A 22,296-nucleotide genomic window follows, 5' to 3' on the forward strand; every position below is an offset into this window, starting at 1 on the left:
ACGGGGGTGACGCTCAATCAGGTGCCGCAGATGCGGATGGTGCTGCGCATCAGCGATCACGGCGTGTCCCGGGACGTCACGATCCGGCAGTACGTCGATCTCGGCAACATGCCGCGCGCGGGGGAGCGGGTGAGGGTTGTCATCGACGCGCGCGATCCGGCGCGGGTGACCTATCTGGGGCTCGCCGGCGCGCATTGACGCCGCCGCTTGCGCCGGCCCGGCCGCCCGGCTGATCGCCGGGCGGCGCACGGAACGCTCGCCCGGACCAACGGCGAAGCGCGGCCGCGCGCAGGCGTCTCGTCCTGAGCGGCATCGCGGGCCGCGCCATCGTGGGGGCGTGACTCCCGCCGTTTTGGCTCGACGGCATCAATAGCCCCCACGGCCCCCACGGCCCCCACGGCCGGCCGAGCCTCGGCGCGCCAGATCAACGATCCTGCCGGTTCGTTCATCCATCCGGGCGCGGAACGCGCTACCATTTCCAGCGCGCAGCGCTCGACGCCGCCCAGGCGCTCCTCGCCGCCCGCGTCTTTCATCTCCGGATCACCGCACCTCGGTCTTGCACCGAACGAGAGGAATCAGGATGTCACGCTTCATGCTGAAAGCATTGATGTGCGCCGCGTTGCTGGTCGGCGCGCAGATCGCGTCGGGGCAAGCCGCGCCCGGCGTGCAACTCGAGGATTTCACCTGGACCGAGCTGCGCGACGCGATCCACGCGGGCAAGACCACGATCCTCATCCCGATCGGCGGGACCGAGCAGAGCGGCCCGTACGTCGCGCTCGGCAAGCACAACGCGCGCGTCAGGGTGCTGGCCGAGCGCATTGCCGAAGGGCTTGGCAATGCGCTCGTCGCGCCCGTGATCGCCTACGTTCCCGAGGGCGGCTATGCGCCGCCGACCTCGCACATGCGCTTTCCCGGCACGATCACCGTGAGCGACGACACCTTCGAGAAGCTGCTGGAATCGGCCGCGAACAGTTTCAAGGTGCACGGCTTCACGAACGTCGTGTTTCTCGGCGATCACGGCGGCTATCAGAACGACGTGCGCCGCGTGGTCGCGCAACTGAACAAGACCTGGGCCGGGTCCGGCGCGCGCGCGTTCGTGCCGCCCGAATACTACGGAACGAGTTCCGACGGCTACGCGCGGCTCTTGCGCGAGCATGGCGTGCCCGACGCCGCGATCGGCACCCACGCGGGGCTCGCCGACACCTCGCTGCTGCTCGCGGTCGCCCCGCGCATGGTGAGGCTCGACAAGCTGCGCGCCGCGCCCAAGCCTGGAGCGGCCGACGGCGTTTACGGCGGCGATCCGCGCCAGTCCAGCGTTGAACTGGGCCAACTGGGCGTGAACGCGATCGTATCGCGCACGATCGACGCGATCCGCGCGGAAACCGCAGCCCGCTGACGCGCGCCGGCCCGCCCGGTCGCGCTTCCGGTCGTCTCACGTCACTCAACCGTATCAATCGAAAACGGACGTTCCCATGCAAGGATCCTATCGTTGCAGCGCCGCCCGATTCCGTCGCGCCCGGCTCGCCGCCGTCCTGGCGGCCCTGCTCGCCGGAGCCGGCGCGGTCGCGGCGGCCCCGATCGCCACCGTGCCCGGCATGCCGCCCGTCACGAACCCGGACAATCTCTACGGCGACGCGCAGGCCGGCCGCATGAGCGCGGCGGTGGCGGGCGCGCTGCCGCGCGTGTACGTGCCGAACCTGCGTTCGAACGACGTCTACGTGATCGATCCGGCCACCTACAAGGTCGTCGACCGCTTCCCGGTCGGCCGCAGCCCGCAGCACGTGGTGCCGTCGTGGGACCTGCAGACGCTGTGGGTCGCCAACAACGCGGAAGGCCGCACCGACGGCAGCCTGACGCCGATCGACCCGAAGACCGGCAAGCCGGGCAAGGCGGTGCCGGTCGACGATCCCTACAACATGTATTTCACGCCGGACGGCAAGGAAGCGATCGTGGTGGCCGAGGCGCATGCGCGGCTGGATTTCCGCGACGCGCACACGATGGCGCTCAAGTCGAGCCTGGCGGTGCCCGAATGCAAGGGTATCAACCACGCCGATTTCTCGATCGACGGGCGCTATGCGCTGTTTACCTGCGAATTCGGCGGCAAGCTCGCGAAGATCGATCTCGTGAACCGCACGGTGCTGGGCTACCTCGAACTCGCGAGCAAGGGCATGCCGCAGGACATCCGCGTCGCGCCGGACGGCAAGGTGTTCTATGTGGCCGACATGATGGCCGACGGGGTCTACCTCGTCGACGGCGACCGTTTCGAGAAGATCGGCTTCATCAAGACGGGGGTGGGCACGCACGGGCTGTATCCAAGCCGCGACGGCACCCGGCTCTATGTCGCGAATCGCGGCTCCAATCGCGTGCACGGGCCGCGCCACGGCCAGGGCAGCGTGTCGGTGATCGATTTCGCGACGCGCAAGGTGCGCGTGACCTGGCCGATCCCGGGCGGCGGCAGCCCCGACATGGGCAACGTCAGCGCGGACGGCGCGACGCTGTGGTTGTCCGGCCGGTTCGACGACGTGGTCTATGCGATCGACACCGCGAGCGGCGAGGTCAAGTCGATTCCGGTCGGCATGGAGCCGCACGGCCTGACGGTCTGGCCGCAGCCGGGGCGCTATTCGCTCGGGCATACCGGCAACATGCGCTGAACAAGGGACGGGCGGGCCGGCAGGCCCGCCCGTCACCGAATCATCGGCGCGGACGATTGATTTGATCGATTTCGTGAAACCGGTGTCGCTTTCGCATTGAATTCTGATCGCGCTTATTTATATTTTTAGAATTTAAAATCGGGAATGAATGGTAAATTTTCCGATAATGTAAAAACCCCTGGTTTCGAATATTCGGCGGCATTACAATCCGCATCGCATTTCCTTAAATGAGTTTGACGGGAGACAACGCGATGCATCAGATTGAATTGAAATGGATGCCAATCGACATCACGGTAACCGCGACGCTGGAATATGAAAAAAATCCGCGGCTCGCTTCGTTGCTGTGGGAGAAATTACCGTACACGAGCCTGCAGAATCACGCGCTCGTGTCGGGCAACCACCTGTATCACCTCGCTCCGTTTCCCGAACTGATCTACACGGCGGCGGAATACAAGGAAGACCGCACGCTGTCGGAGGACGGGACGCTGTTCCTCTCGCAACTGCAGCATCTGGCGATCAAGTACGGGCCGCTCAGTGAGTACATTCCCGCCGCGCCGATCGGCCGGGTGATTCCGGAGCATCTGCCGCTGCTGCGCGAAGCGGGCCGGGCCTGCTGGGACGCCGCCTGCCGCACGAAGGAGCCGATCATCGCGCATATCTCGCGCAAGGGCGGCCCGGCCGACAAGGGCACGCTGGCATGGGAGCCGGTGACCGGCTCCCCCGAGGTCCGGCAACTGACCGAGGACATTCGCGCGGCGACCCAGCGTATCTGGATCGACCCGCCGAAGGACATCCTCGATCTGCACGAGGGCCGGATTCGCAGCGGCGCGGGTAGCTACGACCAGTACCTGTCCACGCTGGTGTTCGTCAACGGCGAAACCCGGCCGCTCGGCTATTGCGCGCTCAATGGGCTGGTGCGCCTGAGCCGCGCGAATGACCTGACGCTCGGCGTCTTGAAGACGATCACGGCGAATTTCATCCGCACCCCGGCCGAATTCCTCGGTTATTGCGGCCTTGATGAATTATGGGATTTTACGCAGCGCGTCATTGCGGCGCTTGATCTGCTTGAAACCAAGGACGAGTATTTCTCGCTGCTGAATTCGCTTGCGCTTTATGCGAATTGCCAGAATGCCTGGAATCTGCATTATTTCCCGTGGAAACTCGGCGACGGTTATCCGCATCAGCGCGCGGACGGGGCGCGCGGGTAAGCGGGGTGGCCTCGTGCGCCGCCCGGCCGGGCGGCGCGCTCACTCAACGCGTCGAGGACCCGCATGAGCCGTCAACATGAGACACGCCCCGCCACGATGCGCGCCGTGCGCATCGATGCGGTGGGGCCGCCCGAGAACCTGCGCGTGGTCGATTGCCCGGTGCCGACGGTCGGCGACGACGACGTGCTGATCCGCACCGAGATCGCCGGCATCATCTACGGCGATGTCGAGGCGCGCAAGGGCAGCTACTTCACGCCGACCCGAGTGCCCTGGATTCCGGGGCGCGAGGTGGCGGGCGTCGTGGCCGCCTGCGGCCGCGATGTGAAGGGCTACGAGGTCGGCGCGCGCGTCATGGCGCTCGTCCCGTCAGGCGGGTGCTATGCCGAATACGTGCTGACCTCGCCGGGCGGCGCGCCGCCCGGGCGCGCGAATGCCGGGCCGCCGGCCGATATCCAACGCCTGCCGGATCGCGTGGCGTTTCGCGAGGGGCTCGTCTACCTCGTGAACTTCCGCCTGGCGCACCTCGTGCTGCATGCGGTCGTGAACGTGCGGCGCGGCGACGCGGTCGCCGTGCACGGCGCGGCGGGCGGCATGGGCGCGATGGTCACGCAGCTCGCGAAGGCGGCCGGCTGCGAGGTGATCGCCCTGTGCCGCGGGAGCGAGGAGGTCGCGTTTTGTCGCGCGATCGGCGCGGCGCGCGCGTTCGATACGTCGTCGACCGATTACGTGGACGCCGTGCTCGACGCGACGGGCGGCGAGGGCGTGCGCTATTCGTTCAACGGCGTCGGCGGCCCGACCGTGAATCGCGATCCGCTGATCGTGTCGCGCTTCGGCGAGATCGTCCTGTACGGCTATGTCGCGGGCAAGGCGGCCTTCGATCCGTTCGCGCTCGGCAAGACCTACGGCCTCAAGCTGTTTTCCGCGACGGACTACCTGAAAACCCCTCGGTTCGCCGAGGCCACCGAGGCGATGCACGCCTGGATGGCCGAGCAGCCGCTGCTGTCGATCAGCGAGACCTGGCCGTTCGAGCAGGCGCCCGACGCGCATCGCCGCATCGAAGCCGGCACGTTCCTGTGCAAGCTGGGCCTGACCCCGCGCTAGGGCGAGCCGCGCGCCCGGGCAGGCCGCGCGAGGCCTGCCCGGGCCGCTTCAGCAGCGCATGCGCCTGCACGATCTGCTCGGCCAGCTGGTGGATCGCGATGCGCTTCTCCATCGCCTGCGAGCGGATCTGCTGATAGACCTCCTCCTCGCTGATCCCGTGCACCTGCATCAGCAGCGCCTTGGCGTCCTGCAAGGTCCGGACCGACGCGAGCCGCTGCTCGAGCTGCGCGATGCGCCGCCGATAGTCGTCGTCGCGGCGATGTTGATGGCAGGCCAGCGCCATCGCGCTCAACAGGCCGAACGAGCGCACGGGCGTCGTCACCGCGCTTTGGGCGTCGATCCGCAGCAGCAATTCGAGGATCGTCGGGCTCTCGTAAGTCGTGACCGCGATCAGCGGCGGGCGCGCGTCGTCCTCCAGCCACGGAATCGACAGGCTCGGCAGAGCGGCATTGCGCCGCTCAAACTGTTCGCTGAGCGCCCGCAGAGCGACTGGCACGGCATTCCGGCTCGTTGCAGGCACCCGCTCAATACCAGGTCGTCGAAGGCATCAACAACACCATCAAGGTCATCAAACGCCGGGCTTGTGGCTACCGCGACGAGGAATATTTCTTCCTCAAAATCCGCGCTGCGTTTCCCGGTAATCCGCGATGAACCCAAAAAAAGCCCTTGTCTCGACGCGCGAGACAAGGGCTTCTTTGCCGTACCGTTCCTCCGACAACGCTGTCGGACAACGCAACTGATCGGGTGGCCGCCTGGACGGCCCGACGACGCGCAAGGCGTCGCGCAACGCGGCGACCGCTTTGTCGGCCGGATTGCTCGCTGCACTCTAAGCAATCTTTTTTGACGCGCAACATCGCGTATACCCCGTTCGACGACGATGACGCGAGGGCGCGGCGCGGCGGGAATGCGTCGCGCCGCGGACGGCGGATCGTGCGCGGGGCGTCTATAACGGAAGACAGGCAACCGATTGGAGACAGACATCGTGAAATGGCTGTTCGCCTTCCTCTTCGTCGCGGCCGCGGGGTTGTCGCTCGCGCGGCTGGCCGGCGCGGACGCCGTGACGCTCGCGCGGCTGGCCGGCTATCTCGTCACGATCGCGGTGGGCGCGGGGGCCGGCCTGCTCGCATGGCGGCCGCGCAAGCCCGGCGAACGCGACGAACGGCGTTGAGCGCGCGCCCTCCCTGCAGCGGATCGGGCGCGGGTGCGCGGCGACGGCCGCGGCGGTATCATGGCGCCGACCCGCATGACCCGCGGCGGCTGGGCGCCGCGGCTGACCAAGGATTTCCCGTGAGTTTGCACAAGATCATCTATGACACCGATCCGGGTGTCGACGACGCGATGGCGCTGGTTTTCCAGGCCTGCCATCCCGATATCGAACTGCTCGGCGTGACGAGCGTGTTCGGCAACGCGACCGTCGAGACGACGACGCGCAATGCGCTGTACCTGACGAGCCGCTTCGCGCCGGGCGTGCCGGTCGCACGCGGCGCGGCCGCGCCGCTGCGCCGGCCGCCGCCGCCGCCGATCGGCTGGATCCACGGCGACAACGGGCTCGGCAACCTGTCGCTCGGCGCATTCGACGCGCCGGATTTCGAGGGGCATCCGGGGCTCGACGCGCGGCCTGCGCACCAGTTCATCATCGACATGGTGCGCGCGCATCCGCATGAAGTGACGCTGGTCGCGGTCGGCCCGCTGACCAATCTCGCGCATGGGCTCGACGCGGACCCGGCGATCGCCGGGCTGGTCAAGCAGGTGGTGATCATGGGCGGCGCGTTCGGCATCGACGGCGTGCTCGGCAACGTGTCGCCGGCCGCCGAGGCGAACATCCATGCCGATCCGGACGCGGCGGACCAGGTGCTGTCGGCCGCCTGGCCGCTCGCGATCGTCGGGCTCGACGTCACGCAGAAGACCATCATGTCGCACGATTATCTGGCCGCGCTGCGCGACGACGCGGGCGAGGTCGGGCAGTTCGTGTGGGATGTGTCGCGCCATTACGAGGCGTTCCACGAGACGAGCGACGGGGTGTACGGCCTGTACACGCACGATCCGTCGGCGGTGGCTTATGTGCTCGCGCCGGATCTCTACACGACGCGCCCGGGGCCGGTGCGGGTGGTGACCGAGGGCCTCGCGCTCGGCCAGACGATCCAGAAGCCGGCGAAGATGGGCGTGCCCGCGCAGGAGTGGGACGGGCGGCCGTCGCGGGAGGTGTGCGTCGATGTCGATGTGGCGGGGATGCTGGCGTTGTACCGGCGCACGCTGATGCGGTGAGGAGGCGCGGCGTCGCCTCAGGAAACGTCGGTTGCCTGTCGTTATCGGTCGGATGAAAAGACGAAAGGCGGGGCCGACACGGAGGCGGCCGCTGCTGTTCCTGTTCCGATTCCGTTTCCATTCGGCGATCGCGGCGGCGGCGCCGCCACGCTGACTGTTCCGGGCTCGCCGGTGCGACGTCGAACTGAATCCGCCGTCGCCACCTCGATCGACCACTTCGACATGCGGCCCGGCGCTAAATGCGCGCGCGGGCCCGCATGCCGCACGGCGGCGCTCGGCGACGGGAACGACCTGCGCGCGAAGCGGGCGGCCGGCGTCGCGACCTTCGGGAAGCCGCGCAAGTGCACGCGCTGGGCACGCCCCGCTTCAACTCACCGCACCAGCCGATTGAGCCGCGCCCACTGCTCGAACAACCCCGGCCACGCCTGTTCCTCGCTGCCCGGCGCACCGAGCCCCCAACCATGCCCGCCGCGCTGGAACACATGCAGCGCGCCCGGCACGCGCGCGGCGCGCAGCGCGGCGAACATCAGCAGCGTGTTGTCGACGGGCGAGATCGGATCGTCGAGCGCCTGCGCGAGGAACATCGGCGGCGCGCCCGCATCGACATGCAGGTTGACCGACAGCGCCGCGCTTTCCGCCGCGCCGGGCTGCTCGCCGACGACATGCAGCCGCGTGCGCGTATGGTCGAACGGCGGCATCAGCGTGAGCACCGGATAGAGCAGCGCCGCGAAGTCGGGGCGGGCGGACTGGTCGTCGATCGCGTCGACGCGCGCATAGCGCGCCGCATCCGGCTCGACCGCCGTCATGCCGGCGAGGTGCCCGCCGGCCGAGAAGCCCATGATGACGATCCGCGCGGGATCGAGCGCATCTCGGCGCGCCCGCGCGCGTATCGTCCGCATCGCGCGCTGGCCGTCCTGCAACGGCGCGGCGCGCGACCATCCCTGGCCGGGCAGCCGGTACACCAGCTCGAACGCGGTGACGCCAAGCGATTTCAGCCACAGGCATGCAGGCGTGCTTTCGTTGCCCAGCTCGATATGGTCGTAGCCGCCGCCCGCGATCACGAGCGCGGCCGCGCCGTTGGGGCGCGCGGGGCGATACACGTTCAGGCGCGGCCGCGCGACATGCGACACGCTGCCGTTCTTGCCGGGCCGTTCGCCGTCGCCTGCGCCCTCGGGCGAGGGGTCGGGCGGCGCGCCGGGCCACAGGTCGAGCGTTTCGTCCGGCGGCGTGCCGGAGGTCCGCGCGACGGGATCGTCCGCCGCCTGCGCCGACGCGGTCAACATGCCGAGCCCGCCGGCCAGTGCCGCGCCGATCAGATCGCGTCGCTTGGGGTCCATCGCGCTGTTCTCCTGGCGCGTCGCGCGCCGTGGTCGGGGCCGTGCCGGCGCGCGACCCGAAGGGCGCGGCGGCGGCGCGGCAAGGACGCTATCGTCGCATAAGCGGCGACGGCGCGGGGAGGCCGCCGCGCGCGCTCAGTACGCGCCGGCCCCGGTCACCGCGTCCGTCACGATCGCGACGCCGGAACTGGTGCCGAGCCGGGTCGCGCCCGCCTCGACCATCGCGAGCGCGGCGGCGCGGTCGCGCACGCCGCCCGACGCCTTCACGCCGAGCACGGGGCCGACCGTGCGGCGCATCAGCGCGACGTCCGCGAGCGTCGCGCCGCCGTGGCCGAAGCCCGTCGAGGTCTTCACGAACGCGACGCCCAGGTCGCGGCAGATCTCGCACACGCTGACCTTTTCGGCGTCGCTGAGCAGCCCGGTCTCCAGGATCACCTTGAGCGGCGTCGCGCCGCAGGCGGCGTGAACCGCCGCGATGTCGGCCTTCACGTCGTCGAGACGGCCGCTCTTGAGCGCGCCGAGATTGATGACCATGTCGATCTCGCCCGCGCCGGCCCCGATCGCGGCCGAGGCCTCGAATGCCTTGGCGGCGCTGAGCCCGGCGCCGAGCGGGAAGCCGACCACCGAGCAGACCTCGACCTCGGTGCCGGCGAGCGCGGCGGCCGCGAGCGGCACGTTCGCCGAGTTGACGCACACCGAATAGAAACCATGCTCGGCGGCCTGGGCGCACAGCGCGCGGATCTGCGCATCGGTGGCGTCCGCCGCGAGCAGCGTGTGGTCGATCAGGCGGGCGAGCGGGGTGAGGGTGTCAGGCATGAAACGGACTCCAGAGGAACGTGCGACGAACCGGGTCACACGAAAGTTGATGTTTTAACACTGGTTTGTTACTAATAGCGCAGTTGCAGCGGACCGGGGCAGACTTCCCGGCGCGACGGATACCACGGAAGGACGAAGGATGGAAACCAAGAAGGGCGAGCGGATCAAGGCGTTGATGAACGTGCTGCAAGGGCAGAACGCGATTCATCTGCGCGAGGTGGCCGAACTGTTCGGCGTGTCCGAGATGACGATCCGCCGCGACCTGGCTGACAATCCGCACGGGCTCAGCCTGGTCGGCGGCTACATCACGCGCCACTTCGCCGCGCAGCGCAGCGACATCGGCGAATACCTGATCAGCGCGGAGAACAACCGGCAGATCGAGGAGAAGCGCAAGATCGGCAAGCTCGCCGCGCAGTTCGTGAAGACCGGCGACACGATCTTCCTCGACTGCGGCTCGACCACGCCGTTCGTCGTCGATTTCCTGCCCGACGAGCTGGAATTCACCGCCGTCTGCAATTCGCTGAACGTGTTCCTCAAGCTGCAGCAGAAGCCGCATTGCAACGTGATCCTGTGCGGCGGCACCTACCATCGCAAGAACATGGTGTTCGAGTCGAGCGCGGAGACCAGCATCCTCGACACGGTGCGCGTGTCGAAGGCGTTCATCTCGGCGGCGGGCGTGAGCGACCGCTGCGGCGTCACCTGCTTCAACTTCCATGAGGTCGACGTGAAGAAGCAGGTGATGCAGCGCTCGCAGAACAAGTTCCTGCTGGTCGACCATACCAAGTTCGACGAGGTCCGGCCCGCGTACTTCGCGGAGCTGGGCGACTTCAATTTCATCCTGTCCGACCATCAGCTGAACCGTAAATACGAACAGCTGATCCGCGAGCGCGGCGTGGCGCTCGTGACCTGAGCCGCGCGCGGCGCGACGGCGCGCGGCGAGCGGCGTGCGCGCGCCCCGCTTCATGCGCCCGGGACGCGCCGGGCGTCGAGCGGCGCGCGCGCCGGCAGCGCGGCAGGCGCGTGGCGCAGGCAGTAGACGCCGTAGCCGACGATCACGACGAAGCACAGCAGCGGCACCACGAAGGCGAGCTGCATGTTGCCGCCCGTGTGATCCGAGATCAGTCCTTGCAGCAGCGGCACCGCCGCGCCGCCGACGATGCTCATCACGAGGATCGAGCCCGCGTACTCGGTATCGCGGCCGAGCCCGTCGATCGTGAGCCCGTAGATCGTCGGCCAGCACGGGCCGAGGAACATGCTGACGCCGACCGCCGCATAGACGGCCGTGATGTCGTGCACGCCGACCGTATAGGCGAGCAGCGCGATGCACAGCACGCCGTAGACGATCAGCACCTTGGCCGGGCCGACGCGCTTCATCACGAGCGTCGCCACCAGCTTGCCGACGAAGAACGCGAAGAAGGTCGCGAGCAGGTAGCGCGACGCGCCGCGCTCGTTGAGGCCGCCGATCTGCATCGCGAGCCGGATCGTGAAGCTCCACACGCCCACCTGCGCGCCCACGTACAGGAACTGCGCGACGATGCCCGCGACGAAGCGGCGGTTGCCGAACAGCCGCGCGAGCGTGCCGAGCGCATCGACGCGGCGCGCCGCGCCCGCGTCGGACGCGGGGCCCTTGCAGGCCGGGTAGGGCGTCAGCGCGAACACGACGAACACCGCGACCAGCACGACCACGATCCATTTGTACGGTTCGAGCGTGGCCTGGATCATCGCGAGCTGGTGCGTATGCGCGTCGGCGGCCGACATCCGCGCGAGCTGCGCATGCGAGGCGTCGCCTTCGCGGAAGATCAGGAAGCTGCCCATGCAGACGCCCGCCATCGCGCCGAACGGGTAGAAGGTCTGCGAGATGTTGAGGCGGCGGGTGCCGGTCTCGCGCGGCCCCATCAGCGTCGAATACGAATTCGCCGCGGTTTCGAGGAAGGACAGGCCGGCTGCGATCACGAACAACGCGACCAGGAACATCCCGTACTTCGCCGTCGACGCGGCCGGGAAGAACAGCAGGCAGCCGACCGTATAGAAGAACAGGCCGATCAGGATCGTGGTCTTGTAGCTGAACTTGCGCACCACGGTCGCGGCGGGAATCGCGAGGAAGAAGTAGCCGAGATAGAACGCCGACTGCACGAACGCCGACTCGAAATCGGACAGGAAGAACGATTTCTTGAACTGCGCGATCAGGACGTCGTTGAGGTTCGCGGCGGTGCCCCACAGCGCGAACAGGCAGCACAGCAGCGTGAACGCGAACAAGGGCGTCCGGTTCAGGTAATACCCGTCCGGCGTCTGGGCGATTCTGGTTCGGCTCATGCTGTCTCCTTCCCGTCGTGGATGTCGTGAAGCGAACCTGCATGGCGGCGCGCAAGGCGCGCCGTCAAAAAACGATGCCGCGCAGAAAGCGCGCGAACGTGGCGGCGTCGGCGTAGGCCTTCTGCGTGCCGCGGCCCGTGACCGAATGCGCGGCATACGCGGACGCGTGGCGCATCGCGTCGGCGACATCGCCCGCCGCGACGTAGCGGTGCGCGAAGCAGCCGATGTAGGCGTCGCCCGCGCCGGTGGTGTCGCGCGCGTCGACCGGCACGCCGGGCGCGTGGTGCGCGCCGCGCGCCGACATCCACAGCGAACCGCGCGCGCCCAGCGTGACGATCACGTTGCGCAGGCCGCGCTCGACGAGCGAGGCGGCCGCGCGCTCGATCGCGGCCGGCGAATCGACCGGCATGCCGGTGACGATCGCCAGCTCGGTTTCGTTCGGCACGAAGAACTCGGCTTGCGCGATCCGCGCGAGATCGAGGCCGGGCACCGCCGGCGCGGGGTTCAGCAGCACCGGGATGCCGCGCGCCGCGCCGAATTCGAGCGCGTAGTACACGGTGTCGAGCGCGATTTCGAGCTGCAGCACGATCAACGCGCAACTGGCGATGCGCTCGGCGGCGGCGTCGATGTCGGCGGGCAGCAGATGGCGGTTCGCGCCCTTGACGATCAGGATGCTGTTGCTCGAATCCGGCTCGACGAAGATCGGCGCGACTCCGCTCGGCACGCCCGGCACCCGCCGCACGTGCTCGGTGTCGATGCCGGCCTGCGCGAAATTGCGCAGCGTGTTGTCCGCGAACAGGTCGTCGCCGACCTTCGTGACCATCACCACCTCCGCGCCGAGCTTCGCGGCCGCGACCGCCTGGTTCGCGCCCTTGCCGCCGCAGCCGATCTCGAAACCGGGCGCTTCCAGCGTCTCGCCGCGAACCGGCATGCGGTCCACATAGGTCACCAGGTCGACCATGTTGCTGCCGATTACAGCGATCTTGCCCATCTTGGTGTTGTCTCCAGGTCCAGGTCTCACGGGCGGGTGCGGCTGCCGGCGTCAATTTTGTAAATATAATCACATGAAATGTTGGAATTCAATCTTTTTGTGTGATGCCCATATCAAACCTCGGAGGCGGGCGAGCCTCGTCCGGCCTTCGCCGCGGCCGCTTGCCCGGCGCTTTTTGCTATCATCGCGGCTGTATAAACATACAGTGATCGCACCCCGTGTCGACCGCGCCATCGTCTCCTCCCGCGTTCTACTACCTGTCGAATTTCGAGCGCGCGCTCGCGTGGCTCGATGCCCGCTACGACGATCTGTTCGACGACGCCGAACGCGCGTTCCTGCGCGATTTCGCCGCGTTGCCGCGCGCGTCGCGGGCGCTGCTCGTGCGAATGCTGATGCGCAAGGGGCCGCTGTTTCGCGAAAGCAAGCTGACGTACGACGAGATCGGTCCCGCGCGCGACGCGGCGGCCGCGCTGATCGCCCTCGGCTGGGTCGATCCGGCGCCCGGGCTGTCGCTCGACCAGCTGTTCGCGCTCGTCACGCGCGCGGAACTCGCGCACCTTGTCCCGGCCGGCGCGGGCGCGCGCAAGGCCGACCTGCTCGCGCACCTGCGCGCCGGCATCGGCGACGGCGAGATCCGTCCGTTTTCCGCATGGCATCCGGCGGCGGACGAACGCGTGCTCGCGGTGACGGTCGGTCCGTTGTGCGATCGCCTGCGGCTGATGTTCTTCGGCAACCTGTACCAGGACTGGTCGGAATTCGTGCTGGCCGATCTCGGCGTGTTCCAGTATGAGCCGGTTGCGCTCGGGCCCGCGTCGCGCGCGTTCCAGCGGCGCGAGGAGGTCGACGCCTATCTCGCGCTGCATGCCTGCCGCGAGGCGCTGGCCGTCTGGCCGGACGACGCGCCGCTCGACGCGCTGACGGCCGCCGCGGATGCGCTCGCGTCCGACAATCCCTGGCTCGCCACGCGTCGCGCGAAGCTGCTGTTCCAGGTGGGCCAGACCTGCGAGCGGCGCGGCGAATGGGCCGGCGCGCTGGCGGCCTACCTGCGCAGCGCGTGGCCCGGCAGCCGTCACCGGCGAGTGCGCGTGCTCGAACGCAGCGGCCAGGAGGCGGAAGCGCTCGCGCTGGCCGAGCGCGCCGCGCGCGAGCCCGAGAGCGAGGAGGAGGCGCAGCGCCTCGCGCGCATGCTGCCGCGCCTGCGTCGCCGCGCCGGCGGGCCGGTCGCGCGCGCCGCGCGTCCCGGGGCGATTCCGCGCGGCGTGCTGCGGCTTGCGCCGCCCGCCGGGCCCTTCACGGTCGAGACCGCGGTGCGCGACCATCTGTCCTGCGACGAAGCCCCGGTGCACTACGTCGAGAACACGCTGATCAATTCGCTGTTCGGCCTGTTGTGCTGGGAGCCGGTGTTCGCGGCGCTGCCGGGCGCGTTCTTCCACCCGTTCCAGCGCGGGCCGGCCGACCTGCACGCGCCCGACTTCCGGGCGCGCCGCGCCGCGCAGTTCGACGCGTGCCTCGCACAGCTCGACAGCGACGCCTATCGCGAGACGATCCTGCGCCACTACGCGCAGAAGGCCGGGGTGCAGTCGCCGTTCGTGTTCTGGGGCGCGCTCGACGACACCTTGCTCGCGCAGGCGCTCGCCTGCCTGCCGGCCGCGCATCTGCGGCTGTGGTTCGAGCGGCTCCTGCAGGACATACGCGGCAACCGCTCGGGGCTGCCGGACCTGGTCCGTTTCTGGCCGGCCGAACGCCGCTACGAGCTGATCGAGGTGAAGGCGCCGGGCGACCGCCTTCAGGACAACCAGATCCGCTGGCTGTCGTACTGCGTCGCGCACGGGATGCCGGTGCGCGTGCTCGACGTGGAATGGCGCGATGCGCCGGGCGAGACCCGCGAGGTCGACGAGGAGGCGGGCGCATGAGCTACGTCGTCGCGGTGCGGGCGTTGTGCGAGTTCACCGCGCGGGGCGGCGATCTCGACCTGCGCTTCACGCCCGCGCCGACCGCGCAGGAAGGCATCGCCGGACACGGCCGGGTGACGTCGCGGCGCAGCGACGGCTATGAACGGGAGGTCACGCTGTCGGGCGCGCATGGCGCGCTCACGGTGCGCGGCCGCGCGGACGGCTACGACCCGGCGCTGAACCGCCTCGAAGAGATCAAGACCTATCGCGGCGCGCTGGAGCGGATGCCCGCGAACCACCGGGCGCTGCACTGGGCGCAGGCGCGCGTCTACGGCCATCTGCTGTGCCGCGCGCGCGGGCTGGCGGAACTGACCGTCGCGCTCGTCTATTTCGACATCGCGAGCCAGGTCGAGACGATCCTGACGGAGTCGCACACGGCGGCGTCGCTGGAGGCGTTCTTCGTCGACCAGTGCGAGCGCTTCGCCGGGTGGGCCGCGCGCGAGACCGCGCATCGCGCGGCGCGCAACGCGGCGCTGCTGGCGCTGCCGTTTCCGCACGGACAGTTCCGCAGCGGCCAGCGCGAGCTGGCGGTCGCGGTCTATCGCGCGGCGCGCGACGGGCGCTGCCTGCTCGCGCAGGCGCCGACCGGCATCGGCAAGACGCTCGGCACCTTGTTCCCGATGCTGAAGGCGTGCGGCGAGGACCGGCTCGACCGGGTGTTCTTCCTGACCGCGAAAACCCCGGGCCGCGCGCTCGCGCTGGAGGCGCTCGACACGCTGCGCGGCGGCGCGGCCGACGGCGTGCCGCTGCGCACGCTCGAACTGGTGGCGCGCGACAAATCCTGCGAGCATCCGGACAAGGCATGCCACGGCGAGTCCTGTCCGCTCGCGCGCGGTTTCCACGACAAGCTCGCGGCCGCGCGGGCCGAGGCGCTCGACGGGCGGCGGCTCGACCGGGCGGCGGTGCGGGCCGTCGCGCTCGCGCACGAGGTCTGTCCGTATTACCTCGCGCAGGAGCTGGCGCGCTGGAGCGACGTGGTGATCGGCGACTACAACTATTACTACGACAGCGGCGGCGCGCTGCTGTACGGCCTCGCGCAGCAGAACCAGTGGCGCGTCGGGGTGCTGGTCGACGAGGCGCACAACCTGCTCGAGCGCGCGCGCCGGATGTACAGCGCGGGGCTCGACCAGTTCGCGCTGGCCGGCGTGCGCCAGCTGACGGACGGGCCGCTCGCGCGGCCGCTCGAACGGCTCAATCGCGAGTGGAACGCGTTGAACCGCACCCAGGAGGACGCCTACGCGGTGCTCGAAGCGGTGCCGCCGCGCGTGCTGTCGGCCGCGCAGAACCTGATCGGCAAGGCCACCGAGCAGCTGGCGGACGCGCCGCTGTCGATCGACGAGACGGTGCTGCGCTTCTGTTTCGACGCGATGCATTTCGTCACGCTGGCCGAGCAGTTCGACACCCATTCGCTGTTCGACGTCACGCAGGCGGCCGGCGCGCGCAAGAGCAAACCGCGCTCGACGCTGTGCGTGCGCAACGTCGTGCCGGCCGACTTCCTCGCGGCCCGGCATGCGGCCGCGCACGCGACGGTGCTGTTTTCGGGCACGCTGAACCCGTTTCATTTCCATCGCGACACGCTCGGCCTGCCGGCCGACACGGCCTGGATCGAGGTCGACGGCCCGTTCCGCGCGGCGCAGCTGACCGTGAAGGTAGCGGCGCACGTGTCGACGCGCTGGCGCGACCGCGAGCGTTCGCTGGAGCCGATCGTCGCGCTGATCGCCGAACAATATGCGGCGCGGCCGGGCAACTATCTCGGCTTCCTGAGCAGCTTCGAGTACCTGCAGCAGGTGGTCGGCCTGCTGCGCGAGCGGCATCCGGCGCTGCCCGTGTGGGCGCAGGCGCCCGGCATGGACGAGCCGGCGCGCGATGCGTTTCTCGCGCGCTTCCAGGCGGACGGGCGGGGCATCGGCTTCGCGGTGCTGGGCGGCGCGTTCGGCGAGGGCATCGATCTCGTCGGCGACAAGCTGATCGGCGCGTTCATCGCGACCCTCGGGCTGCCGCAGATGAACGACGTCAACGAGGCGATGCGGCGCGCGCTCGACGCGCGCTTCGGCAACGGCTACGACTACCTGTACCTGTTCCCGGGGCTGCAAAAGGTCGTGCAGGCGGCGGGCCGGGTCATCCGCACCGAGCAGGACGAGGGCGTGGTCCACCTGATCGACGACCGCTACCGGACGCGCGCGGTGCGCGACCTGCTGCCCAGGTGGTGGCGCGTGAGCTGAGGCGGCCCGGCTGCTGCGCTCGAATCGACGTCATCTGCTGCTGTTCTCGCCGCGCTTGCCGGGCGAACATCGGTCACGGACAAACCGCCCGGTGAAACGGGCGAGGAGCGGATCATGAACCTACTCAAAATGCTTCGGATGGTGTTCTGGAGCTTCTTCGGCGTGCGCAAGGGCGCGTCGCACCGCGCCGATCTCGCGGCCGTGAAACTGCCGTGGCTGTCGATCGCGATCGTGGTGTTCGTCACGGCGTTCGGCGCGACGTTGTTCTCGCTCGCGAAACTCGCGGTCGCCGTCGCGCGGTGAGCGGCGCTTCGCCGCCGGCGCTCAGGCTTCGGCCGGATGCCGCCGCACGGCCGGATCCGCGAGCAGGCCGCCGAGCGCACGCAGCGCGGCGTCGGTCGCATCGCTCCACGGATGGCCGAAATTGAGCCGTACGCAATGGCCGAAGGCGTGCGACGCCGAGAAGATCGGCCCCGGCGCGAGCCCGACGCCGCGTTCGAGCGCGAGCCGGTGCAACGCCATCGCGTCGATCTCACCCGGCAGTTCCAGCCACAGGAAGTAGCCGCCCGCCGGGCGCGTCCAGCGCACGTCGGCGGGCAGCCAGCGCGCGATCGCGTCGCCCATCCGCGCGAGCTGCGCCTGGAGCGCCGCGCGCAGCTTGCGCAGATGGCGGTCGTAGCCGCCGTACTCGAGATAGTCCGCGAGGCCCGCCTGCGCTGGTACGCTGGCCGACAGCGTGGTCATCAGCTTGAGACGCCGCACGCGCGCGGCGAAGCGGCCCGCCGCGGCCCAGCCGATCCGGTAGCCGGGCGCGAGCGTCTTCGAGAACGAACTGCAATGCATCACGAGCCCGTGCCGGTCGAACGCGCGCGCGGGCAGCGGACAGCCGGCGTCGAAATGCAGTTCGCCATAGACGTCGTCCTCGATCAGCGGCACCTGGTGGCGCGCGAGCAGCGCGACGAGCGCCTGCTTGCGGTCGAGCGACAGCGTCGCGCCGGTCGGATTCTGGAAATTCGTCATGAACCAGCACGCGCGGATCGGATGCCGTTCCAGCGCGGCCGCGAGCGCATCCAGGTCGAGGCCCTGCGCCGGATCGACGGGAATCTCGACGACCCGCAGGTCGAGCCGCTCCGCCGCCTGGAGCGCCGCGTAGAAGCCGGGCGCTTCGACCGCGATCACGTCGCCCGGCCGCGTGACCGCCATCAGGCACAGGTTGAGCGCATCGAGCGCGCCGTCGGTGACGACGATTTCGTCGAGCGGCTGCGCGATCCCCATGCCGACATAGCGCAGCGCGATCTGCCGGCGCAGCGCGTCGTTGCCGGGCGGCAGGTCGGCCACCGTGCCCCACGGGTCGATGCGCCGCGCCGCCTGCGCGAGCGAGCGCGCGAGGCGCGGCAGCGGGAACAGCAGCGGCGACGGGAAGGCGGAGCCGAGCGGCGCGAGGTCGGGGCGCTTCGCGGCGTCGAGCACCGAGAACACGAGTTCGCTGATGTCGACGCGGCTCGACCCCGCCTCGGGCGGGACGGCCGCCGCGCAGCTGTCGGCCGCGGTGGCGTCGGGCACCCGCGCGCCGGGCGCGACGAAGTAGCCGGACCGCTCGCGGGCGCGGATCAAGCCCCATTCCTCCAGCAGGTAGTACGCGCGAAACACCGTCGACTGGCTCACGCCATGCTGCGCGATGATCCGGCGCAGCGACGGCAGCCGCGCGCCGACGGGCAGGTTGCCCGACCGGATCTCGGCTGCGAGCGCGCGGGCGAGCGCCTCGTAGCGCTTGGTCGGGGCGGCGGGCGCGCTCATCGATCCCACTCCGGCGTGCCGCCGAAGCGTTCCGCGAGGAAATCGATCAGCGCCCGGGTTGCCGAGGGCAGTTGCCGGCGCGACGCGTAGAGCGCATGGATGTCGAGATCGGGGGGCGCATAGTCGGGCAGCACGGCGACGAGCGCGCCGGTGCGCAGATATTCGTTGGCCGCGAAGGTCGGCAGCAGCGCGATGCCGCCGCCCGCCCGCGCCGCGCGCAGCAGCACGGACGACTCGTTCGTGGCGAAGTTGCCCTGCACGGGCACGGCGAGCGGCTCGCCGCCGCGGCCCAGGTGCCAGACGCTCTGGCCGAAGTACGCATAGGTCAGGCAGTTGTGGCGCGCGAGATCGCGCGGTTCGGTCGGCGTGCCGCGCGCCTGGAGATAGGCGGGCGCGGCGCACAGCACCGAGCGGCACACGCCGAGCTTGCGGGCGATCAGGCCGGGATCGGGCGCGCGGGTGATGCGGATCGCGAGGTCGATGCGCTCCTCGACCAGATCGACGGTGCGGTCGACCACCTGAAGGTCGACCGATACCGCCGGATAGCGGGCGAGGAAATCGAGCAGGGCGTCGGACAGATGGGTCTGCGCGAAGATCGCGCTTGCCGTGAGCCGCAGCTGGCCGCGCGGCGCGCCGCCGTCGTCCGCCGCCAGCGATTCGATCCGGCCCGCCATCCCGAGCATGTCGCGGCACAGCGGCAACATCTGGGTGCCCGCCGTCGTCAGCGTCAGGCGGCGGGTGGTCCGGTGCAGCAGGCGCGCGCCGGACCATTGCTCCATCAGCGCGACATAGCGCGACGCCATCGCGCGCGACATGTCGAGATGCAGCGCGGCCGCCGAGACGCTGCCGCGCTCCGCTGTCTCCACGAACACCCGCATTGCGGTGAGCCGATCCATATTCGCTCAATCCATGCAACAAATCGTCAATCGGCGCATTGTATTTGATTGGATGGAGATCGAATAGACTGGCGTCCAAGCTACTTTCCCGCTGGAAGAACCATGACGAACGACCTGAAACTGCAGTATTTCTTCGATCCCCTGTGCGGCTGGTGTTATGCGGCGGCCCCCGCGCTCGCGGGATTGGCCGAGGCCTATCCCGACGCGCTGGAACTGATGCCGTCGGGGCTGTTCGCGGACGAGGGCGCGCGGGATCTGACGCGCGATTTCGCGGACTACGCGTGGCGCAACGACCAGCGGATCGAACAGCTGACCGGCCAGCGTTTCACCGAGGCGTATCGCCGCGACGTGCTGCTGCGCGACGGCGTCCGCTTCGACTCCGGTCCGGCGACGCGCGCGCTGACCGCGCTGCGGGAACTGGACCCCGGCCTGGAACATGCGCTGCTCGAAGCGATCCAGCTGGCGCGCTACGTCGACGGGCTCGACACCGCGCGGGCCGAGGTGCTGGGGCAGATTGCGGCGCGCGTGGCGGCGGCCGCGCAACGCCCGCTCGACGCGGCCGCGCTGGCGCGCCGCATCGACGAGGATCCTGCGCTTGCCGCGGCGACGGCCGCGCGCACGAACGACTCGCAGCGGATGATGCAGGCCTTGAGGGTGTCGGGCGTGCCGCAGTTGCTGGTGACGCGCAACGGGCGCAGCCAGTTGCTGCACGGCGAACCGCTGTATCGCGGTCCGCAGGGCCTGCTCGCCTTGATCGAGCAGGGCGGTCGCGAGGCCTGAGCGGGCGCGCGCCGGCGGCGGGCCGGCGGCCCGCCGTTATTTTGCGGACAGCACAGTATCGAGCCGATCGCGCGTCGCGGCGGGCGCGGCCTGTCGCCACCAGCGCTCGCCCGTATGCGGGGCGGTGAGATCGAGCCGCTCGCCCATGCGTGGCGTCGCGACCGGGATGCCTTGCTCGGCCGCAAGCAGCGAAACCCGCTCGAACGGCTCCTCCCAGCGATGCATCGCGAGATCGAAGGTGCCGTTGTGCACGGGCACGAGCCAGCCGCCGCGCAGGTCGCGGTGCGCCGCGACCGTGTGTTCCGGCTGCATGTGCACGTACGGCCATTGCGCGTCGTACGCGCCGGTTTCCAGCAAGGTCACGTCGAACGGGCCGAGGCGCTCGCCGATCGTCCGGAAGCCGTCGAAGTAGCCGGTATCGCCGCTGAAGAACACCCGCAGGTTGTCGTCGGCGATCACCCATGAGGCCCACAGCGTGCGGTTGCCGTCGAACAGGCCGCGCCCCGAGAAATGCTGCGCGGGCGTCGCGGTGAAGCGCAGGCCGCCGAATTCGGTGCTGTCCCACCAGTCGAGCTGGCGCACCTTCCCGGCCGGCACGCCCCAGCCGATCAGCCGGTCGCCGACACCGAGCGGCGTGATGAAAACCGCCGCGTGGGCCGCGAGCTTCAAGACGGTGGCGCGATCGAGGTGATCGTAGTGGTCGTGCGACAACAGCACGCCGCGGATCGGCGGCAGCGCGTCGAGCGCGATCGGCGGCGCATGAAAACGCTTCGGGCCGAACCAGCGGAACGGCGACGCGCGTTCGGCGAACACCGGGTCCGTCAGCCAGTAGCCGCCGCGCAGTTTCAGCAACAGCGTCGAATGGCCGAGGCGGTAGAGCGAGCGGTCGGGCGCGGCGTCGAGCTGCGCGGCCGTGAGCGGCTCGACCGGCAGCGCGCGCGACGGTGTCGTGCCGGACGGCTTGTTGAACAGGAAATTCCACAGAATGCCGAGCGTCTTCGACGCGCCGTCGACCGGCTTGGGCCTCGGATTGCGGAAGTGCGCGCCATCGTGCTGCGGTGAGCCCGAATGGTCGGCGAGCGGAGAACGGAACAGGGCGGACAGGCGGGCAATCACAGGCGGTGCTCCCAGGCGTGGATCGGGTGGATGGCCGCTGCGTGAACGGCCACCGAAAGAAATTACACTGAGCAGTGTAGTTTTTGATATCTCAAAAGTAAACGGCTGAGTGTAAAATTGCGTGATGTCCGATCTTCAACCTTCCCGCCTGACCGATCGCAAGCGTGCCGCCATCATCGAGGCCGCGATCGACGAATTTCTCGCCGCCGGCTACGACACCGCGAGCATGGACCGGATCGCGGCGCGCGCGAGCGCGTCCAAGCGCACCGTCTACAACCATTTTCCGAGCAAGGATGCGCTGTTCGCGGAGATTCTGCAGCGCCTGTGGGAAGCGACCTGCGCGGGCGAGACGCTGCCGTACCGGGCCGACCGCCCGTTGCGCGAGCAATTGCTGGCGCTGCTCGCGCAGAAGTTCGCGCTGTTGAACGATGCGGCGTTCATGTCGCTCGCGCGGGTGGCGATCGCGGCGGGGATGCATTCGCCGGAGCGCGTCCAGGCCATGATCGCGCGGCTGGGCGAGCGCGAGGCGGGGCTGACCGAGTGGATCCGCGCGGCCGCCGCGGCCGGCCGGCTGAAGACGCCGGATCCGGTCTTCGCCGCGCATCAGCTTGAAGGCCTGGTGAAAGGATTCGCATTCTGGCCACAGATCGCGCTTGGCCAGCCGCCGCTCGCGGCGGACCAGCAGCGCGCGGTGGCCGAGTCCGCCGTCGACATGTTCCTCGCGCATTACGGCTGATGCCGTTTTTCGCGCCGGCGCGGCCGGGGCTTGCCGCGATCGCTTTAAATCCGCGATTCCCGCTTGACCGGCTTGATAATGCCGTCCATTTCACTGTTTTACGCAATATGAATAT

At 69.4% G+C, this 22,296-nt stretch carries 21 protein-coding genes and 1 pseudogene; 14 read left to right on the top strand and 8 right to left on the bottom strand.

What is annotated here, in order from left to right; genetic code table 11:
- The 5 genes from AC1RQF_RS30345 to AC1RQF_RS30365 form a co-directional block, all read left to right on the top strand.
- Positions 1-198 (top strand): hypothetical protein (locus tag AC1RQF_RS30345; protein WP_492873768.1); only part of this gene is annotated, 198 nt, incomplete at its 5' end.
- 409 nt (positions 199-607) lie between these two features.
- A complete protein-coding gene (locus tag AC1RQF_RS30350) occupies positions 608-1,396 on the top strand; it encodes a creatininase family protein (RefSeq protein ID WP_273998354.1) in 789 nt (262 codons plus the stop codon).
- A gap of 76 nt (positions 1,397-1,472) precedes the next feature.
- A complete protein-coding gene (locus tag AC1RQF_RS30355) occupies positions 1,473-2,651 on the top strand; it encodes a YncE family protein (protein WP_273996080.1) in 1,179 nt (392 codons plus the stop codon).
- A 251-nt stretch (positions 2,652-2,902) separates the two neighbouring features.
- Positions 2,903-3,859 (top strand): cucumopine synthase-related protein, encoded by a 957-nt coding sequence (locus tag AC1RQF_RS30360; RefSeq protein WP_492873770.1) that lies wholly within the window; start codon positions 2,903-2,905, stop codon positions 3,857-3,859.
- A 63-nt stretch (positions 3,860-3,922) separates the two neighbouring features.
- A complete protein-coding gene (locus AC1RQF_RS30365) occupies positions 3,923-4,960 on the top strand; it encodes a quinone oxidoreductase family protein (protein WP_492873772.1) in 1,038 nt (345 codons plus the stop codon).
- Here AC1RQF_RS30365 and AC1RQF_RS30370 read toward each other — a convergent pair.
- On the bottom strand, positions 4,866-5,480 hold the full coding sequence (locus AC1RQF_RS30370; protein ID WP_492873789.1) for an ANTAR domain-containing response regulator: 615 nt from the start codon (positions 5,478-5,480) through the stop codon (positions 4,866-4,868). The two genes, AC1RQF_RS30365 and AC1RQF_RS30370, sit on opposite strands and share 95 nt — an antisense overlap.
- On the opposite strand from AC1RQF_RS30370, the pseudogene AC1RQF_RS30375 reads away from it, so the two are divergent.
- The 3 genes and pseudogenes from AC1RQF_RS30375 to AC1RQF_RS30385 form a co-directional block, all read left to right on the top strand.
- Positions 5,391-5,611, top strand: a pseudogene (locus tag AC1RQF_RS30375) (transposase); the annotation flags it as partial. The gene AC1RQF_RS30370 and the pseudogene AC1RQF_RS30375 overlap by 90 nt on opposite strands.
- Before the next feature lie 331 nt (positions 5,612-5,942).
- Positions 5,943-6,128 carry a hypothetical protein gene (locus AC1RQF_RS30380; protein ID WP_273996076.1) on the top strand — a complete coding sequence of 62 codons (186 nt, stop codon included), beginning with the start codon at positions 5,943-5,945 and terminating at the stop codon, positions 6,126-6,128.
- A 119-nt stretch (positions 6,129-6,247) separates the two neighbouring features.
- On the top strand, positions 6,248-7,225 hold the full coding sequence (locus AC1RQF_RS30385; RefSeq protein ID WP_273996075.1) for a nucleoside hydrolase: 978 nt from the start codon (positions 6,248-6,250) through the stop codon (positions 7,223-7,225).
- A 371-nt stretch (positions 7,226-7,596) separates the two neighbouring features.
- Here the strand turns inward: AC1RQF_RS30385 and AC1RQF_RS30390 are convergent, their stop codons facing one another.
- Positions 7,597-8,562, bottom strand: a complete 966-nt coding sequence (locus tag AC1RQF_RS30390) for an alpha/beta hydrolase (protein ID WP_492873775.1) — start codon at positions 8,560-8,562, stop codon at positions 7,597-7,599.
- A gap of 135 nt (positions 8,563-8,697) precedes the next feature.
- Positions 8,698-9,378: a deoxyribose-phosphate aldolase gene (gene deoC / locus AC1RQF_RS30395; RefSeq protein WP_273996073.1), complete on the bottom strand. Its 681-nt coding sequence runs from the start codon at positions 9,376-9,378 to the stop codon at positions 8,698-8,700.
- 139 nt (positions 9,379-9,517) lie between these two features.
- On the opposite strand from deoC, the gene deoR reads away from it, so the two are divergent.
- A complete protein-coding gene (deoR, locus tag AC1RQF_RS30400; RefSeq protein WP_273996072.1) occupies positions 9,518-10,288 on the top strand; it encodes a DNA-binding transcriptional repressor DeoR in 771 nt (256 codons plus the stop codon).
- 50 nt (positions 10,289-10,338) lie between these two features.
- On the opposite strand, the gene fucP is transcribed toward deoR, so the two are convergent.
- Entirely contained in the window at positions 10,339-11,691 is a 1,353-nt protein-coding gene (gene fucP / locus AC1RQF_RS30405) for an L-fucose:H+ symporter permease (RefSeq protein ID WP_492873777.1), read from the bottom strand.
- Between the two features lie 64 nt (positions 11,692-11,755).
- Positions 11,756-12,682: a ribokinase gene (gene rbsK, locus AC1RQF_RS30410; RefSeq protein WP_273996070.1), complete on the bottom strand. Its 927-nt coding sequence runs from the start codon at positions 12,680-12,682 to the stop codon at positions 11,756-11,758.
- A 218-nt stretch (positions 12,683-12,900) separates the two neighbouring features.
- Here rbsK and AC1RQF_RS30415 point away from each other — a divergent pair, with 218 nt between their 5' ends.
- The 3 genes from AC1RQF_RS30415 (at position 12,901) to AC1RQF_RS30425 (ending at position 17,159) form a co-directional block, all read left to right on the top strand.
- Positions 12,901-14,595 (top strand): VRR-NUC domain-containing protein, encoded by a 1,695-nt coding sequence (locus AC1RQF_RS30415; protein ID WP_273996069.1) that lies wholly within the window; start codon positions 12,901-12,903, stop codon positions 14,593-14,595.
- Positions 14,592-16,856 carry an ATP-dependent DNA helicase gene (locus AC1RQF_RS30420; protein ID WP_273996068.1) on the top strand — a complete coding sequence of 755 codons (2,265 nt, stop codon included), beginning with the start codon at positions 14,592-14,594 and terminating at the stop codon, positions 16,854-16,856. Before AC1RQF_RS30415 ends, AC1RQF_RS30420 begins: the two co-directional genes overlap by 4 nt.
- A 114-nt stretch (positions 16,857-16,970) precedes the next feature.
- Entirely contained in the window at positions 16,971-17,159 is a 189-nt protein-coding gene (locus AC1RQF_RS30425) for a DUF2970 domain-containing protein (RefSeq protein ID WP_273996067.1), read from the top strand.
- 21 nt (positions 17,160-17,180) lie between these two features.
- Here AC1RQF_RS30425 and AC1RQF_RS30430 read toward each other — a convergent pair whose 3' ends face one another.
- On the bottom strand, positions 17,181-18,653 hold the full coding sequence (locus AC1RQF_RS30430) for an aminotransferase-like domain-containing protein (RefSeq protein ID WP_273996066.1): 1,473 nt from the start codon (positions 18,651-18,653) through the stop codon (positions 17,181-17,183).
- Positions 18,650-19,549, bottom strand: coding sequence for a LysR family transcriptional regulator (locus AC1RQF_RS30435; protein WP_492873781.1), 900 nt, complete (start codon positions 19,547-19,549; stop codon positions 18,650-18,652). Before AC1RQF_RS30435 ends, AC1RQF_RS30430 begins: the two co-directional genes overlap by 4 nt.
- Positions 19,550-19,651: 102 nt before the next feature.
- Here AC1RQF_RS30435 and AC1RQF_RS30440 point away from each other — a divergent pair, with 102 nt between their 5' ends.
- Entirely contained in the window at positions 19,652-20,329 is a 678-nt protein-coding gene (locus AC1RQF_RS30440; RefSeq protein ID WP_273996064.1) for a DsbA family protein, read from the top strand.
- Between the two features lie 36 nt (positions 20,330-20,365).
- Here the strand turns inward: AC1RQF_RS30440 and AC1RQF_RS30445 are convergent, their stop codons facing one another.
- Positions 20,366-21,445: an MBL fold metallo-hydrolase gene (locus tag AC1RQF_RS30445; RefSeq protein ID WP_492873783.1), complete on the bottom strand. Its 1,080-nt coding sequence runs from the start codon at positions 21,443-21,445 to the stop codon at positions 20,366-20,368.
- A gap of 124 nt (positions 21,446-21,569) precedes the next feature.
- Here AC1RQF_RS30445 and AC1RQF_RS30450 point away from each other — a divergent pair, with 124 nt between their 5' ends.
- The gene (locus AC1RQF_RS30450; protein WP_273996062.1) at positions 21,570-22,181 is read left to right on the top strand and encodes a TetR/AcrR family transcriptional regulator; all 612 of its coding nucleotides are present in this window, start codon (positions 21,570-21,572) and stop codon (positions 22,179-22,181) included.
- Positions 22,182-22,296 lie beyond the last annotated feature (115 nt).

The organism is Burkholderia sp. GW821-FHT14F03 (assembly GCF_058803765.1).

Bases quoted from the DNA above. Each gene is read 5' to 3' on its own strand.
- deoR (WP_273996072.1), top strand. From the start codon at position 9,518: ATGGAAACCAAGAAGGGCGAGCGGATCAAGGCGTTGATGAACGTGCTG.
- deoC (WP_273996073.1), bottom strand. From the start codon at position 9,378: ATGCCTGACACCCTCACCCCGCTCGCCCGCCTGATCGACCACACGCTG.
- AC1RQF_RS30360 (WP_492873770.1), top strand. From the start codon at position 2,903: ATGCATCAGATTGAATTGAAATGGATGCCAATCGACATCACGGTAACC.
- AC1RQF_RS30420 (WP_273996068.1), top strand. From the start codon at position 14,592: ATGAGCTACGTCGTCGCGGTGCGGGCGTTGTGCGAGTTCACCGCGCGG.
- AC1RQF_RS30440 (WP_273996064.1), top strand. From the start codon at position 19,652: ATGACGAACGACCTGAAACTGCAGTATTTCTTCGATCCCCTGTGCGGC.
- AC1RQF_RS30390 (WP_492873775.1), bottom strand. From the start codon at position 8,562: ATGGACCCCAAGCGACGCGATCTGATCGGCGCGGCACTGGCCGGCGGG.
- AC1RQF_RS30350 (WP_273998354.1), top strand. From the start codon at position 608: ATGTGCGCCGCGTTGCTGGTCGGCGCGCAGATCGCGTCGGGGCAAGCC.
- AC1RQF_RS30365 (WP_492873772.1), top strand. From the start codon at position 3,923: ATGAGCCGTCAACATGAGACACGCCCCGCCACGATGCGCGCCGTGCGC.
- AC1RQF_RS30430 (WP_273996066.1), bottom strand. From the start codon at position 18,653: ATGAGCGCGCCCGCCGCCCCGACCAAGCGCTACGAGGCGCTCGCCCGC.
- AC1RQF_RS30450 (WP_273996062.1), top strand. From the start codon at position 21,570: ATGTCCGATCTTCAACCTTCCCGCCTGACCGATCGCAAGCGTGCCGCC.
- AC1RQF_RS30425 (WP_273996067.1), top strand. From the start codon at position 16,971: ATGAACCTACTCAAAATGCTTCGGATGGTGTTCTGGAGCTTCTTCGGC.
- AC1RQF_RS30355 (WP_273996080.1), top strand. From the start codon at position 1,473: ATGCAAGGATCCTATCGTTGCAGCGCCGCCCGATTCCGTCGCGCCCGG.
- AC1RQF_RS30435 (WP_492873781.1), bottom strand. From the start codon at position 19,549: ATGGATCGGCTCACCGCAATGCGGGTGTTCGTGGAGACAGCGGAGCGC.
- fucP (WP_492873777.1), bottom strand. From the start codon at position 11,691: ATGAGCCGAACCAGAATCGCCCAGACGCCGGACGGGTATTACCTGAAC.
- rbsK (WP_273996070.1), bottom strand. From the start codon at position 12,682: ATGGGCAAGATCGCTGTAATCGGCAGCAACATGGTCGACCTGGTGACC.